Source organism: Corynebacterium mucifaciens, assembly GCF_012396315.1.
Lineage (GTDB): Bacteria > Actinomycetota > Actinomycetes > Mycobacteriales > Mycobacteriaceae > Corynebacterium > Corynebacterium mucifaciens.
Genome location: NZ_JAAXPF010000016.1, coordinates 1 through 14,003 on the forward strand (window position 1 = coordinate 1; position 14,003 = coordinate 14,003).

General features: G+C 63.4%; 15 protein-coding genes and 3 pseudogenes. 10 read left to right on the forward strand and 8 right to left on the reverse strand.

Going from position 1 to position 14,003, the window contains the following annotated elements; translation table 11 throughout:
- Nucleotides 1-196: 196 nt before the first annotated feature.
- Nucleotides 197-1,177, reverse strand: a complete 981-nt coding sequence (locus HF989_RS10120; RefSeq protein ID WP_168686200.1) for a pseudouridine synthase — start codon at nt 1,175-1,177, stop codon at nt 197-199.
- Between the two features lie 22 nt (nt 1,178-1,199).
- Between HF989_RS10120 and HF989_RS10125 the strand changes: the two genes are divergently transcribed.
- The 6 genes and pseudogenes from HF989_RS10125 to HF989_RS10150 all read left to right on the forward strand — a co-directional run bounded on the left by HF989_RS10125 (nt 1,200) and on the right by HF989_RS10150 (nt 4,299).
- Nucleotides 1,200-1,346: a hypothetical protein gene (locus tag HF989_RS10125; RefSeq protein ID WP_168686202.1), complete on the forward strand. Its 147-nt coding sequence runs from the start codon at nt 1,200-1,202 to the stop codon at nt 1,344-1,346.
- Nucleotides 1,347-1,402: 56 nt separating this feature from the next.
- Entirely contained in the window at nt 1,403-2,299 is an 897-nt protein-coding gene (locus tag HF989_RS10130; RefSeq protein ID WP_168686204.1) for a universal stress protein, read from the forward strand.
- 102 nt (nt 2,300-2,401) lie between these two features.
- Nucleotides 2,402-2,671, forward strand: coding sequence for a GlsB/YeaQ/YmgE family stress response membrane protein (locus HF989_RS10135; protein ID WP_168686206.1), 270 nt, complete (start codon nt 2,402-2,404; stop codon nt 2,669-2,671).
- Between the two features lie 110 nt (nt 2,672-2,781).
- A complete protein-coding gene (locus HF989_RS10140; RefSeq protein WP_168686208.1) occupies nt 2,782-3,408 on the forward strand; it encodes a TetR/AcrR family transcriptional regulator in 627 nt (208 codons plus the stop codon).
- 143 nt (nt 3,409-3,551) lie between these two features.
- Nucleotides 3,552-4,144, forward strand: a pseudogene (locus HF989_RS10145) (class E sortase); the annotation flags it as partial.
- A 2-nt stretch (nt 4,145-4,146) separates the two neighbouring features.
- Nucleotides 4,147-4,299, forward strand: coding sequence for a hypothetical protein (locus tag HF989_RS10150; RefSeq protein WP_168686210.1), 153 nt, complete (start codon nt 4,147-4,149; stop codon nt 4,297-4,299).
- Between the two features lie 16 nt (nt 4,300-4,315).
- Here the strand turns inward: HF989_RS10150 and HF989_RS10155 are convergent, their stop codons facing one another.
- Together HF989_RS10155 and HF989_RS10160 are read right to left on the reverse strand one after the other, a co-directional pair.
- Nucleotides 4,316-5,260 carry a TIGR00730 family Rossman fold protein gene (locus HF989_RS10155; protein ID WP_168686211.1) on the reverse strand — a complete coding sequence of 315 codons (945 nt, stop codon included), beginning with the start codon at nt 5,258-5,260 and terminating at the stop codon, nt 4,316-4,318.
- A pseudogene (locus HF989_RS10160) lies at nt 5,257-5,610 on the reverse strand (DUF2020 domain-containing protein). Before HF989_RS10160 ends, HF989_RS10155 begins: the two are co-directional and overlap by 4 nt.
- Here HF989_RS10160 and HF989_RS10955 point away from each other — a divergent pair.
- On the forward strand, nt 5,597-6,805 hold the full coding sequence (locus HF989_RS10955) for a replication initiation protein (protein WP_425483006.1): 1,209 nt from the start codon (nt 5,597-5,599) through the stop codon (nt 6,803-6,805). The pseudogene HF989_RS10160 and the gene HF989_RS10955 sit on opposite strands and share 14 nt — an antisense overlap.
- Nucleotides 6,806-6,988: 183 nt before the next feature.
- Here the strand turns inward: HF989_RS10955 and HF989_RS10170 are convergent, their stop codons facing one another.
- Together HF989_RS10170 and HF989_RS10175 are read right to left on the reverse strand one after the other, a co-directional pair.
- On the reverse strand, nt 6,989-7,453 hold the full coding sequence (locus HF989_RS10170) for a hypothetical protein (RefSeq protein ID WP_168686213.1): 465 nt from the start codon (nt 7,451-7,453) through the stop codon (nt 6,989-6,991).
- Nucleotides 7,454-7,880: 427 nt separating this feature from the next.
- Nucleotides 7,881-8,054 (reverse strand): hypothetical protein, encoded by a 174-nt coding sequence (locus HF989_RS10175; protein WP_168686198.1) that lies wholly within the window; start codon nt 8,052-8,054, stop codon nt 7,881-7,883.
- Between the two features lie 186 nt (nt 8,055-8,240).
- Between HF989_RS10175 and HF989_RS10180 the strand changes: the two genes are divergently transcribed.
- Together HF989_RS10180 and mobF are read left to right on the forward strand one after the other, a co-directional pair.
- A complete protein-coding gene (locus tag HF989_RS10180) occupies nt 8,241-9,239 on the forward strand; it encodes an ATP-grasp domain-containing protein (protein ID WP_168686215.1) in 999 nt (332 codons plus the stop codon).
- 275 nt (nt 9,240-9,514) lie between these two features.
- On the forward strand, nt 9,515-10,426 hold the full coding sequence (mobF, locus tag HF989_RS10185) for a MobF family relaxase (protein ID WP_210729166.1): 912 nt from the start codon (nt 9,515-9,517) through the stop codon (nt 10,424-10,426).
- On the opposite strand, the pseudogene HF989_RS10190 reads toward mobF, so the two are convergent.
- A pseudogene (locus HF989_RS10190) lies at nt 10,405-10,809 on the reverse strand (type I restriction endonuclease); the annotation flags it as partial. The gene mobF and the pseudogene HF989_RS10190 overlap by 22 nt on opposite strands.
- Before the next feature lie 196 nt (nt 10,810-11,005).
- On the opposite strand from HF989_RS10190, the gene HF989_RS10195 reads away from it, so the two are divergent.
- Nucleotides 11,006-12,178: a globin domain-containing protein gene (locus HF989_RS10195; protein WP_168686217.1), complete on the forward strand. Its 1,173-nt coding sequence runs from the start codon at nt 11,006-11,008 to the stop codon at nt 12,176-12,178.
- Here HF989_RS10195 and HF989_RS10200 read toward each other — a convergent pair.
- Nucleotides 12,175-12,912 (reverse strand): helix-turn-helix domain-containing protein, encoded by a 738-nt coding sequence (locus HF989_RS10200; protein ID WP_168686219.1) that lies wholly within the window; start codon nt 12,910-12,912, stop codon nt 12,175-12,177. The two genes, HF989_RS10195 and HF989_RS10200, sit on opposite strands and share 4 nt — an antisense overlap.
- A gap of 39 nt (nt 12,913-12,951) precedes the next feature.
- A complete protein-coding gene (locus tag HF989_RS10205; protein ID WP_168686221.1) occupies nt 12,952-13,506 on the reverse strand; it encodes a hypothetical protein in 555 nt (184 codons plus the stop codon).
- Nucleotides 13,507-14,003 lie beyond the last annotated feature (497 nt).

Genomic DNA, 14,003 nt, shown 5'->3' on the forward strand with positions numbered 1-14,003 from the left:
CGGGAGGGAGTGGGAGAGTAGGTTACCGCCGACGCGTAAAACTTGATATGTTGTGGCACCTGCCACCACACCAGATGCCCCGTGGGGTTGGTGTGGTGGCGGGTGCCCTTTCGTTTGTGTGCGGTGTTGTACATTTTGACACCGCACGATGCTGACCTGGGGTGATGCGGGCGGGATTGCCCGTGCACGTCAACTTTTACACCGGGGGCCACGCGGTGTTCAGCCGGAAGTGGCGGGGCGCCTCATTGAGCGGGTCGGTAAACGCCAACGCCACGCAACGCAGCAGCATCGGCTGCCTGAAGTCCTCGGTGTCGGCCGGCAGCAGCTCCGGGTAGATACGGTCTCCCAGGATCGGTGACGCCTCCTCCATCATCTGCACGCGCAATTGGTGCGTGCGTCCGGTTACTGGGTGCAGTCGGTAGCGGCCTAATGGTGCCGTTGTGTTGTAGCGGATCTGAAGAGCGGTCTCTGTAGACGCGTCCAAACGGCCCACGCCCGCCACGATGGTCTTTGCGTTGGGCTGAACGTCGGGGTGCACCACTGCGGCGGGCTCACCGTGTTGTTTGGTCAGGTGGTGGAGCCAGGTTGTGGCCGGAGGGACGTCGTGAAGCGGGGCGATGGCCTCGTATTCCTTCCGCACCTCTCGTCGAGCAAAGAGCTCCTGGTACGCGCCTCGTATTTCCCGCCGTTTGGTGAAGAGGAGCAAGCCAGATGTCGCGCGGTCGAGGCGATGCGCAGGGGTGAGATCTTCGTTGGCAGTGGCGCGTCGCAACCGTACGGTCGCGGTTTCGGTGATGTGGCTTGATCGGGGCATGGTCGCCAGGAACGGCGGTTTGTCCACCACGAGGAGGTCCTCGTCCTCGAAGACCGTGGTGATCTCGAAGGGTACCGGGCGTTCGGGGGCGGGGCGTCGATAGAAGAAGACATCGGTGCCTGGCTCGAGCCAGGTATCTGGGCTCAGCTGGGCCCCGTCGCGGGTGACTACGAGGCCGTCGGCGAACCTCTCCAGTACTGCGGCCTCGTCATCTGCCGGGTGGCGGTACCGCTGTGTGGACACGAGGTGCCAAACAAGGTCTGCGGCGCGGATGCCGTCGCCAGCTGGAACTCGCGCGCGGCTGGCGCCGAGGCCGTTGCGAGGCGGAAGCGGTCCAGCGCTCTTCGTCTTCTTCCTTGCCATGGTGTGTAGTAGATTAACGCGCATGGATCTTGGAGCATTGGTTGAACCGTTGGTGGCATTCTTCTCCCAGGGCGCTGGTAAGGCATTCCTGGATGTTCTCACTGTGATTTACCGGGTGCTGTACCCTGCGAACGCGCCGGCAGCGACTCCTATCGAGCTGCCGCGCTAATTACACCGCGGCACTAGACTGTGGGTTATAAGACCGATCCGAGGAAAGGTTTGAACATGACCCACGACGATATCGTCATCGTTGCCGTCGACGGCAGCCCCGCTTCCGACAACGCTGTGCGCTGGGCAGCGAACACGGCGATGAAACGCAATATCCCTCTGCGGCTCGCCGCGAGCTACTCCATGCCACAGTTTCTGTACGCAGAAGGCATGATCCCGCCCCAGGAGGTCTTCGACGATCTCCAGCGGGAGACGCTGAAGACGGTCGATCGCGCTCGGGAAATCGCGCTCGAGGCGGCACCCGATCTGCGCATCGGTCACGCGGTGGCGGAGGGGTCACCTATTGACATGCTGCTGGAAATGTCGCGGGAGGCCACGATGGTTGTGATGGGCTCTCGTGGGCTGAACGGGTTGTCCGGGCTTGTCCTCGGCTCCGTGTCTGCGGCTGTAGTGTCCCACGCGTACTGCCCGGTGGTGGTCGTGCGTGAGGACAACGCGGTGACCGATGCGAACAAGTACGGCCCTGTCGTTGTCGGCGTGGACGGCTCCGATGTGTCCCGCCAGGCCACCGAGGTGGCCTTCGTAGAGGCCGCAGCCCGCGGGGCGCAGCTGCACGCTGTGCACGCGTGGGTGGATACGCAGATCCAAGGCCCGGGGGCTGGATACGCCGTGGCCGACGATCATTGGCAGGCAGTGCGGTCCGAAAAGAACCAGCTACTGGGCCGGTACCTGGACGAGCTGATGGAGAAGTACCCGGACGTCGAGGTTACGAAATCTTTTACCCGTGAGGGCCCGGTGCGTGCCTTGGCGGGCGCAGCCGAAGGTGCGCAGCTGCTGGTCACCGGCTCGCACGGGCGTGGCGGTTTCAAGGGGATGCTGCTGGGCTCCACGTCGCGCGCGTTGCTCCAAGTCGCTCCGTGCCCCATGATGGTAGTGCGTAGCCAAGATGCGTAGTCAAACTGTTACGCAATCGCACGCGGGGCGTTGCACGCCCGGCGGGTGGTAATGGAACAATGGCAGCGTACTGAACACACAAATGAGAAGAGGTTAGTAATTATGACACCTACCCTGGGTTTCATTGGCTGGATTATTATCGGCGGCCTTGCAGGTTGGATCGGTTCCAAGGTCCAGAATCGTGACGCGCAGATGGGCATCGGCCTGAATATTCTGGTCGGTATTATCGGTGGTCTCCTCGGCGGCTGGCTGCTCTCCGCGTTCGGCGTCGATGTCGCAGGCGGCGGGCTGTTCTTCAGCTTCCTCACCTGCCTCCTGGGCGCAGTGATTCTGCTGTGGATCATCAACATGGTGACCAGCAAGCGTCGCTAGGCGTAACGCCTGCGTCCCCCGGTGACCCCGGGGGATTTTTTCTTGCGCGTTGTAATATACGAACCGGTTTGTCTATATTGAGAACCGACCAACGCACGAAGGAGCCATCCTTGCCAACCACCAGCAAAAAGAAGCCGTCGACGCGACGCCGCGACCGGCCGAGCCCCCGGCAAAGGCTGCTGGACGCGGCGACGAAACTGTTCACAGAGGAAGGCATCCGCGTCATCGGCATCGACCGGATCTTGCGCGAAGCGGACGTGGCGAAGGCCTCGCTGTATTCCCTGCTCGGCTCGAAGGACAACCTGGTTATCGCCTACCTGGAGCAATTGGACGAGCAGTACCGTGCGCGTTGGGGCGAGCGAGCGGCGAAGGCGCCGGACGCCGACGCAAAGATCCTCGCGTTCTTCGACATGGCTATCGACGAAGAGCCGGAGAAGGATTTCCGCGGCTCACCCTTCCTGAACGCCGCCGGTGAGTACCCGCGACCGGAGGTGGAGTCGGAGGAGCGCATTGTCGCGGCGTGCGTGGCGCACCGCGCTTGGATGCACCAGACCATCACGACCCTCTTGACGGAAAAGAACGGTTACGAATCCTCCGCCCTCGCAGACGAGCTGCTCATCTTCTTAGACGGCGGCCTCTCCGGCGCGCGGATCCTGCACAGCCTCGAGCCGCTGCGTACTGCCCGGGCATTGGCGGAATCCACGCTGGGCGCCCCGCCGCCGGATTACTCCATCTAGGACAACCTGACGACCCGCATGACTTCGCCCCACTCGGGTTTGCCCGCGCCAGCGGCGCCAACGACCGCAGCGCAGCGCCGAATCGGCGTATCGCAGGTGATCGGGGCGTGTTCCTCACGGTTGGTGTGCTGCTGCTCCCCACAGAGCTCGGGGACGCGTTTGCCAAAATGTACATCCCCGCGTTCGGGCAGGACTACCAGTTCGCCATCGTCGAGGGCGTGCACGAGCACGAGTTGCGCGCTGGCCCGGGGCATTATCCGGACACACAACTTCCGGGGCAGGACGGCAACTTCGCGGCGGCCGGCCACCGCGTGGGCAAAGGGGCGCCCTTCAACGACCTGGGGGCACTGGAGGCGTGCGACGCCGTGGTGGTGGAGACGAAGCCGGAGTGGGTGACCTACCGCGTCCTGCCGATGTCACAGGATCCGGCGGCACGCCGCGACGAAGGGGCGAACTGTCTGCCAGCGCCGCTCAACGAGCGCGTTGCGGCCGGCGATTACGCCCGGGTTAGGGGGGGCGCGAGATTACGGTGCCCGGCAACATCCGGGTGATCAACCCCATGCCGGGGGCGCGCTCCACAGCGGTGGAGCCGGGCATGGAAGGTCTGATCACGCTGACAACGTGCCACCCGCAGTTCTCCAACGCGGAGCGCATGATCATCCACGCGGTGCGCACCGACGTGCAGCCGAAGAACCCGGGCGCCGGCCTTCCGGCGGCCATGAAAGAGGTGCGGTAACGATGTACGCGGCACTCTGGCGCAAGCTTCCCGGCCCCGCCCCGGTGAAGTGGCTGCCCACCCTGATTCTCCTCACCGGCCTGTTTTTCCTGCTCATGGAGGTTGTTTTCCCGTGGGTGTCGTCCTTGATGCCGTACAACGACGTGGCGGTGTAGCAGCGGGGCGTAACGGCTACAGCCAGCGCGGCACCGGCGGGGCCCAGGCACGCAGCTTGGCTAGCAGCTCCTGCGGGTCGTCGGCAATGACCATGTGCGCGCGGTCTGTGGGTCGCATGAAGCCCTCGGCGACCATGTGATCCACCATCGCCACCAGCGGCGCCCAGAAGGCGCTGCCCAGCAGTCCAATGGGTTTCCGGTGCAGGCCCAGCTGCTGGTTGGTCCATTCCTCGAACAGCTCGTCCAAGGTTCCGGCGCCACCGGGCAGGGCCACAATCGCATCGGCGAGCTCGCTCATGCGCGCCTTGCGCTCGGACATCGTCGCCACTACGTCGAGGCGTGCCAGCCCGTCGTACTGCAGCTCGTAGCCGGCAAGCTGCTCGGTGATGACGCCAATGCTCTTCTGCGCTCCCTCGGCCACCTCACCCATGAGGCCTACCCTGGCCCCGCCGTACACCAACGTCACGTCGGCTTGGGCCAGCGCTTCCCCGAACGAACGGGCCAGCGCCGTATACGTTGGGTTGGTGCCTGCCCGTGCGCCGGCGTACACCGCGATCGCGGAAATCTCGCGGGCTTTGAGCGCAGGGAAGATCTGCTCCCGCAGCAAGGGTGCCAGTACAGAACCGGCGGGGTCCGTGGGGTCGATCCAGCGCGCTTCGGCGATCTCGGCCGCCGGCCGAGGCGTTAGCCCTACGCCCGGGTGCAGGAAAACCGTGGAGGTGACGGTCTGGCCCGGTTCGTTGGACGCGGGCGCGCTGAACTGGCCCAGGTAACTCAGGTTTTCCGGGTCGACCTCGATGCCTACCTCTTCCCGGGTTTCGCGCAGCGCGGTCTGCACCACCGTCTCGCCGGCCTCCGGCTTGCCGCCCGGCAACTGAAAACGCGGGCTGCTATGTTTGCGCACGCAGAGCACGCGCCCGCTGTCGTCGGTGAACACGATGGCGGCTACGGAAATGGTCATAGGGCTAGGGTAGTGATGACCTCTCTCGCCACCGCCTCGGCTTTCACGGACTCGTTTTGGTTGGTAAAGACGGCCACGGCTACCGGCCCCTTGGAAACGGCGTACGCAGCGCCGATCCGGCACGGCACGTCCCCGCCGCCGTGGCGTCCGCCGTCCCAACCGCCGGGCAGGGTCGCGTCCACCGGAGCTGCCCAATCCACCACCGCGCGAGCATCCTCCGCGGAGCCCACTTAACGCACGATCACGGTCAGCTGCGGCTCCTCCGCAGTGGACCAGAACTGGCGCGCGGGCGGCTCGAAGTGGGTGTCCGTGCCTACCCCGGTGACGCGCTGCCCGTTGGTCTGGGCCACCCACTCCGCGCCCAAAGCGCAGTGCCTGTGGCTGATCGACCCCGTCTACGCCGACGAGTCGGGTAAGTCCCCCAATATGGTGCTTCTGGCGGCGACCAGCCGGACCCTGGGCGGGTTGCTGGACCACGACCCGAACTTCGCCCACAGGTTCAGCCGCAGCCCCTTCTACACGGGCGACAGCCCGGATCGCTATATCTGGTACCGGCAGCATCACCGTATTGACCGGTTGTCCGACTTCATCAGGGAGGTGCGCGAGGTGGCCGACGAGCCCCAGCACGTCTCGCCCCGCCAGGAGTTCTCCAGTGGGCGCGAGCTCATCGAGACGGTCAAGGCACGCCGCGAGCGGGCCCAGGCCTTCCGCGCGATCGCCGATGAGATCGAAGTCGAGATGGGTGAAGAAACAGATCGCTACAACCCGGATCTCATCGACGGGGTCTTGGTGCGCTGGATTAACCCGGGACGCGCTGCCCGCGACGAAACGGCGTTTCGCCACGCGTTGAAGACCGCCCACCGCCTGCGCGCAGCGGGGGAGCGGATGACCGATGCAGCGATCATCGACGCCTACGAGCGTGCCTACAACATCGCCCAGCGCGAAGGTGCTGACGGTAGGGCAGCGGAGATGCCGCCGATGCGCGATCGTCAGACCATCGCCCGCCGTGTGCGCAGCTACGTCACTCAGGGCAAGACCGACTCCTACGGCACACCGACTGCAAAGTACGCCACCACAAGCCAACGTAAGGCCCTGGCCACCATGGGCCGCAGAGGCGGTAAGAAAGCCGCCAAGCGGTGGGAAACAGACCCGGAAGGCGACTACGCCCAACAACAACGCGCCACGATGAAGAAGACACACCGGCACAAGAAAATGCAGGGGCAGGCCACGCGCGCGTGTGCAACTGTTCATCGGCGAGGCCTACGCCGACACCGGGAAGATCCCCACTCGTCGAGAGATTATGCGCGAGACGGGCCTCTCAGAGGCCACGGTGAAGCGTCACGTCCGCTCCCTCCGGGAGGACGGCCTCATGCCGGGCTGGGGAGTCACACCGTAAGCAATATACGGTTCCCCTGCCCCCAAGGCAGTAAAGGAGAACCTCTGCTTCGAGGTACTTCTGGGTGGCGAAAGCCCCTGGGGATCTATAGGGGAGATTGGGGAATGCCCCGGGTTTTCGAACGCCAGTCTGAAGTGCGGGTTGTTTAGAGTGGGGGGGAGTGACCTCCCCTGCTACTCTTCGTTTGGATCGCGCGACTATGCGCCAGAACCTCGACCGCTTCAAACTGCGGTGGCGCGACCGTCTCGATGCTTGGGGCAGTGCTGATCAGGGCGCGCTAGAGCGCAAGTATGCGCAAAGTTACTGGTCGGAGTTGTTCGAGTGCTTCGGCATCACTGCATCCCGTACCGCCGAGGCTGGACGGTCTCCTTGAGGAACTCCTCCGGGGTCCAGTAGGTTCTATCCCAGTAGCAGATGCTACTGCGCGGCTCGATGGTGATGAAGTGCTCGGGCAGGACTAAGTCATATGTCTGAGCGATAACCCTTTGACCCCTGGATTGCAGGGCTACGGCCGTCTCCGCGACGTCTAGGCTGTTGTCGGGTCCGATGGGCACGTCGAGGAAAGTGACGTTATCCTTGTCGAAGTCCACGCGCGCGGTCACGCACTTACCGTCCTCGACGGTAGACACGATTTTCCACGTATCTTCTTCTCCGTCGGTGCCTGTGAGGGTGAGGAATCCCTCTAAGTCGGTGCCGAAATTTTTTTCGTTAACGAAGAAGTCGTCAAGTAGGGCAGAGTTTTCCTCGACGGTCTTTCCCAAGTGAAACGGTAAGCCGAGCGTGGTAGTGAAATTCACTGGTTTCGCCTTTCCTTTTTGGTTAGGCCCGGACTGGGGATTGGGGCAGCGTCCAACAGATTGATGCCAGCTCGTTTTCGAAAATATAGAAACTCATGTTGTGTTCAGGCAGCGTGAGAGAAGAACCGTCGTAGAGGGACTCAATGCCCATGTCGTGCAACTGGTTTTGAAATCGGATGGGGCGTAGTGCCATAGAGACGCCCAGGAACGTGTCACTGGGGAAGAGCGTCGAAATCTCGAGACTAGTAAAAACCTCTTCTTCGAGAGACCCCCTCAGCGACCGTCGGCTACCATCCAGGGCATCAACCAGATTGAGGAGGAGCGCGAGCGTCCGCGGAAGGCTGCCTCCCTGAAGGCGTGGCATCTCGGCGACCCGATCCGGTTCCTGCTCAAGCGGCGCGACGGGTAGACGGGGCCGGGTGCGCCCCTAGTAGGAGGCGGGCGGGTCGCTTGCCGGGAACGATTCGTCGATGCGCTCGTCGACGAGCTCGTCGCCGTTCATCGTCCCGGCCGCGCCGTCGTCCTGCGGCGACAGAGTCGCGTCATGCTCGCGCGCGTCGTTTGTGTCCTCGGCGGGATTGCGGTCTGAATTCGTGCTCATTATGTCCTCCACGGGCTGCATCGTTCTTGCAATCCGAGATTACTCGGCCAGCGCAGCCCCCGCAGGCACGCGTGCCGTGAATTTCCCGGATGCCCGGCGCGGGGTGGACCACCCGCCTACCATGCCTAGAAACATAAGAAAGTAGGCATATGAGCACGGGAGTGCTCGGAAGGGTAACCCAGTGCGATGCTGAGCCGATTCGACGAACCGCCCCGCCCAGACCAACCGTTGATCGTGATTCTCAGCGACGACACCGATGAAGAAGACCACAACGTGCTCTTCCCGGCCCTGCGCGACCGGGGCACCTCCGTGATCCGCGTCCACCCTCACGAGCTGGTGGTCAATATCCGGGACGGGGTGCAGTCATTCTCTGCGGCGGGCCTGGAATTCACACCCGATCTGGTGGTCGGGTGGGTCCTGGAGGATCTGTTGTTCCCGGGGATGGCCCATCTGGAGGCGTTCGCCGCCGCGGGAGTCCCCGTGATCAACTCCGCGCTGACCCTCTTCAGGGCGCAGAACAAGTACGTTACCAGTGCCCACCTGGCTGCGGAGGGCGCCCTGGGCTACCCGGTCATCACAGGCCGGGACCCGGTCGCGCTCCGCTCGTGGATGGCTGAGCTCGGCGGCCCGGCCGTGACGAAGCCCTTCTTCGGTTTCGGCGGCCGTGGTCTCCAGCGCGCGGACACCGCCGCCGACCTCCAGCCAGTCCTGGCCGGGGTGGAGCAGAGCGGGGAGAACTACTACGCCATGCCGTGGGTTCAGAACCCGGGCCGCGACATCAGGGTCTACACCGTCAACCACCACGCGGTGTTCGCGATGTACCGTTACGCGCCCGCGGGGCAGTGGGTGACCAACGTGAAGGCGGGCGGCCAGATCGCGATGTGCCCCCTCACCGAGGACATCAGTGCCCTCGCCTCCCGTGCATCCCGCGCCGTGGGAACGCTGATCGGGGGAGTGGACATCGGAGAGGACACGGCCACGGGCGAACTCGTGGTCTACGAGGTCAATTCCTGCCCTACCTGCGAGCCGCCGGTCCTCCTGGCCGCGGCGGATTTCCTTGCGGCCGCAGCCCGCGACGTCGACGCTGCCGTGCGCACGTGGCGGCCGGCGAAGGTCTACGACGGCGTGGATGACGACCCGGCTCTCTTCCACCCGAGCAAGCACGGGCTCATCCGTCAGCGGTGACGGCCGGCCCGCAAAGGAAACAGCCGGGCCGCCCGGGGATCACCCGGCGTTCCGGCCAGCCGCGGAGCGCAGCACATCTGCGGCGTCGCGCTGTAAGGGGTCTGGTGCGAAAGGCTTCGCCTTCCTTGCCCCTTGATGCTTCGTTGCCGACGCCGCTGTCGGCCCCTGGTTCAGCGCTACACAACCCCGCCCCGCGATCACCGTCCGCCAAAACCAGCCCCCACAGCGTCGTTTCTCGACGCTCCGGCAGAATCATCGATACATTTGCAGTAAACATGCTGCGCTGGCGCGCTGGTGGTGGTGGACTCGGTTGGGAGGTGGTGGCTGCGGTGCTGACGATTGCGAAGTTGCATGGTGAGTCGGTGGCGTACTACGAGTCGACTGTTGATGCCGAGCGGGTGGTTTCTGCGGGGCCGGATGGGTATTACTCGGAGGATGGTTCGGCTCCTGCGCGGGCGTGGGTGGTAGCGCGCAGTGGTGATAAGGCGGCGCGTGTGGTGGCGGCTTTGGGTGTTGAGGTTGGCGCTCGTGTGGAGGGCGCGGGTGTGCGCGGCTGGTTCAACAAGGCGGTTGCGCCCAGTGGGGTGAAGTTGGGTCGTGCGCCGGGTGTGCGTGGGGTGCCGGGGTTTGATCTGACGTTTTGTGCGCCGAAGTCCGTCTCGATCATCTGGGGGTTGAGTCAGGATGCGGCGGTGCGTCGCGCGGTGGATGTGGCGCATGCGCGGGCGGTGGAAAGCGCGCTTGGTTATCTCGCGGAGCATGCCGGCTACACGCGCCGAGCCGACGGGGTGGATCGCTCGGTGATGGTGGTGGATCGTCTGGAGGGGTTGTCGGGTGTGCGCTACGAGCACCGCACGTCGCGGGCGGGGGATCCGCATGTGCACTCCCATGTGTTGTTGGCGAACAAGCAGTTGTGTGCGGACGGGAAGTGGCGCACGGTCGATGGGGTGGGGTTGTTTCATGAGGCGCGTGCGGCGGGCACGATCTATCAGGCGGTGCTGCGCGAGGAGTTGAGCACGCGTCTGGGTGTGCGGTGGGCGGAGGTATCCAACGGATGCGCGGAGATCAAGGGGTTGGACAACCGGGCGCTCATCAAAAAGTTTTCGGCGCGGATGTCGGAGATTGATCAGTGGCGCGCCAGTGGCCCGGGCACGTGCGGCGATATCTCAGTCGCCCGCAGCTGGTGATAACGGGGAAACACCAACCGGCCCAAGTTGCCCTTCGACGCTGGCTCCCGCAGGGCGTAGTCCCGCAGGATACGCAGAAACAACTCCGGCTCGAACACCTCCCGCCACAGGTAGGCGGTGTCGGAGACGTCCGGGTTGACCGGATTGCCGGCGTGGCCGTCGTTACCCTGATTGAACGGCAAGAAGAACGTTTTCAGTTCATCCAGGGCTGTGGTCATGTAGACCTCCTGGTCGGACACCGCGAAGTGCACCAGTGCCCGACCAGGCTTGAGCAGGGGTCTGTTCTTGGTCGGTTTGCGATCCACCTTGTACTGCTTGATGGCATCACGCACCGTCTGGGTGTTGTCCGTCTTGAGTTCCAGGGTGGCCACCGGGATACCGTGCGAGCGCTGGGGGAGCCTCTGGAACAGGCAAGGGAAACCCCACAAGATGGCCAAGGCTCTAGTCGCCGACTAGCCTCCTTCGCCTGAGGATCCATCCAATCCGGCCCCATGTGGCTAGGGTGAGGTAACCTCACCTCTCCTATTAAACACGGGTAAACTCGGTTATAAACATCCCGTCCCGTGAAAGGATCACCACGTGTTCGTCACCGATCTGCCCGACACCAAATCAGCCCACTTAAGTCCGGAACACAGCGAAACCATCAGGGCAACGCTGCCTCTGGTCGGGGAAAATATCGAAACCATCACCCGCGTCTTTTACTCCAAGATGTTCGCCGCGCACCCGGAGTTGCTCTCCGACCTGTTCAACCGAGGTAATCAAAAACAGGGTGCCCAGCAGAAAGCACTGGCGGCATCGGTGGCCACCTTCGCCACGCAGCTGGTTGACCCGAGCGCACCCGACCCGGTGATGATGCTCGACCGTATTGCCCATAAGCATGTTTCGCTCGGCATCACCCCCGACCAGTATCAGATCGTCCATGACAACCTCATGGCCGCCATCGTCGATGTCCTGGGTGATGCCGTCACGCCTGAGGTCGCGGAAGCTTGGGACAAGGTCTACTGGCTCATGGCGGACGTTCTGATCAAACACGAGGCCAAGCTCTACGCCTCCGATAACGTCACCCCCAGTGAAGTGTTTCGCACCGCAACGGTCACCGAGAAGGAAAGGCTCAGCGAGGATGTGACTGCCTACACTCTGACCGGGGACTTCTCAGTGCCGCGACCGGGTCAGTACACCTCTGTTGGTGTCAAGCTTCCCGACGGTGCTCGACAGCTGCGCCAGTATTCCATAATCGGTGGTGACGCGAACCGTTACCGCATCGCGGTTCTCACCGAGGGTGAGGTTTCCACCTTCTTGCGCGACAACATTGAAGTCGGAGACACCGTGGATGCGACCCTCGCCGCTGGCGACCTGGTCCTCCGTGAGGGGGACAACCCGGTAGTGCTCGTCTCATCCGGTATCGGTTCCACTCCAATGGTAGGTATCCTCGGTCATCTCGCCGCAGAAGAGCCGAGCCGCAAGGTGACATACCTCCACGCAGATGTGAGCGAAGAATCGTGGGCTCAGCGCGAGGAATCGCGCGAGCTCATTGCCACAATCGCGGATGCGACAATGGGAGTGTCTTTCAGGGATGCCGGTCAGCGGGTGAACATCGCGGAATACGACCTTGCTGGTGCCGATGTCTATCTCTGCGGCGGTGTGGCATTTCTGCAGGCTCTGCGCGCCGACATTGAAGCCCTGCCGGCCGATAAATCCCCCAAGGGCGTCTACTTCGAGCTGTTCAGCCCGAATGATTGGCTCGTGGGTTAAACCCCCGGAGTATCGGCGGGGGTTGTGCCGAAACGCACCCCACACTGCCCTGGCCTGTCGAAGGGGAACAGGCTAACCGCCTCGGATGCGCATACTTCCTGCAGATAACCTTCGTGCATCACACAGATCGCAGGCGCGGGGCGCTGCCCGCCAGCCGTGATGAAGGGGCAGGCGTGTAGGCCAACTTCGTTGCCACCGTCGCGAAGCCTGGGATCGAACCCCATCTCGCGCAGTCTGGAGACCAGTTCTCCCATCCGACGCTCTGGGGGTAAACCCGCTGTGGCGCGCCGAGCCCAAGCGCGCCCTGCCTCCCGGGCGGTGTTTCCATCAGAATCCGGCAGCAGCTGGGCTAACACCTCAACGAGGGAGATGTACTCGGTGGCCACACTGTCTTGGCGCGGGGACCGGGCGAAATAGACCTGCCGGGGGCGCCCACGTCCACCCGCGGCAGCTGGAATGGAGAAGACGATACCGTCTTGAATCAACTCGTCGAGGTGACCGCGAATGGTGTTGACGTGCATGCCGAGGGCGTCACTGAGCTCGTCGACGCGTGCGCCTTCCGGAAACTTTTTGAGCGCCCCCAGTACCTCGCGTTGCTTCGCGCTCAAGCGTGCTGCGGCACGGAGCAGCTCTGTTGTGGGCCGCGGAATATTGCTGTTAGACACCGTCCCACCTCTTTTACCGTCATCTACAGAATTCAAACCATCATTTCCGCACTTAAACAGGTTTACCACCGAAAAGCAGCGTGGCGGACGCGCAAGGAATGTGTAGTTCTAGAAGGCAATGGTGGGTATGCCCGTCACCACGGTAACTACTGCCACCGTTGTGACTGCCACCCCGAGTTGTACCACTGCGTGGGCATCGTATCCTCGCGCCGGAGGTTCTGCTTTGTCCTTTAATACTGCCAATTGACTTTTCACTCCGCTACCCAGCAGGGGCAAAAAGGCCAGGAGCACGCCGAGAACAAGCAGGCTCATGGCCATGCGCAACGCGGAGTTCTGCGCCAGGAGCCAGGTGACGAGCGCGAGGTTGTACAGCGTGAAGCGGAAGACCCCGCCAGCATCGAGCCGCCTGACGCCCGCACGGACCGCCCCGGGGCCACCGCGCATGGTCGTGGGAAGTAGATAGCTCATGGTGCCGATCAAGAGTTGCCCGACGAATCCAAGCAGCGGCATGAGAATCGGAGGTTGAGACTCAGCACCGCGGAGAAGCCACACCGCGTGGATGAGAATAGAAACCACGAGCCAGATCACCGCAGCGAGCGCGGATAGTGCCGGGTAAGTTGGCCGCAGGCGGGATCCAATAAGCGCGGCCACCCATCCCTGCAACGACCAAACTCAACCCGCCGCGTCGATCACCAGGGCGATTCCTTCCGCGGGCGGCCATCCCGCACTGGCACCGCATACCGCCACTGCAATTCCTGCAAGAAGCGCAACAAGGCTCACCGAGGTCCTGTCTCGCACCCCTCTGACCCTCCACATTGCCGGCATGAGGACGGTAAGCGAAGCAAGGGCAGCACAGCCAACGAAGCCTCCAACGTTGACGTAGATGTGTGCAGTCGCCATCCGCATCTGCCATACACCGGGTAAACCCGCCATGAGGGCTCCACCGAGAACGGCACCCACCATCAACATCCGCGCGGCAATCCAGTACCCACTCCACGATGACTGGAACATATGCCCCAAAACAACAGCAACAATGCCGGCGTTGAGCAACCGTGAGCGTAAGAGCTGGACCGGTCGGGTGGAGTCCGGCAACCGCGCCTGCAGAAAACGCTCGGTGAGGTTTTGCGACCACACGAGGATCGAGTTGGGGGTGTGGGGCC

What these genes read in the sequence shown, in the direction of transcription:
- HF989_RS10120 (WP_168686200.1), bottom strand. Translation starts at nt 1,177, where the DNA reads ATGGCAAGGAAGAAGACGAAGAGCGCTGGACCGCTTCCGCCTCGCAAC.
- HF989_RS10125 (WP_168686202.1), top strand. Translation starts at nt 1,200, where the DNA reads ATGGATCTTGGAGCATTGGTTGAACCGTTGGTGGCATTCTTCTCCCAG.
- HF989_RS10130 (WP_168686204.1), top strand. Translation starts at nt 1,403, where the DNA reads ATGACCCACGACGATATCGTCATCGTTGCCGTCGACGGCAGCCCCGCT.
- HF989_RS10135 (WP_168686206.1), top strand. Translation starts at nt 2,402, where the DNA reads ATGACACCTACCCTGGGTTTCATTGGCTGGATTATTATCGGCGGCCTT.
- HF989_RS10150 (WP_168686210.1), top strand. Translation starts at nt 4,147, where the DNA reads ATGTACGCGGCACTCTGGCGCAAGCTTCCCGGCCCCGCCCCGGTGAAG.
- HF989_RS10155 (WP_168686211.1), bottom strand. Translation starts at nt 5,260, where the DNA reads ATGACCATTTCCGTAGCCGCCATCGTGTTCACCGACGACAGCGGGCGC.
- HF989_RS10175 (WP_168686198.1), bottom strand. Translation starts at nt 8,054, where the DNA reads ATGAGCACGAATTCAGACCGCAATCCCGCCGAGGACACAAACGACGCG.
- HF989_RS10180 (WP_168686215.1), top strand. Translation starts at nt 8,241, where the DNA reads ATGCTGAGCCGATTCGACGAACCGCCCCGCCCAGACCAACCGTTGATC.
- mobF (WP_210729166.1), top strand. Translation starts at nt 9,515, where the DNA reads ATGCTGCGCTGGCGCGCTGGTGGTGGTGGACTCGGTTGGGAGGTGGTG.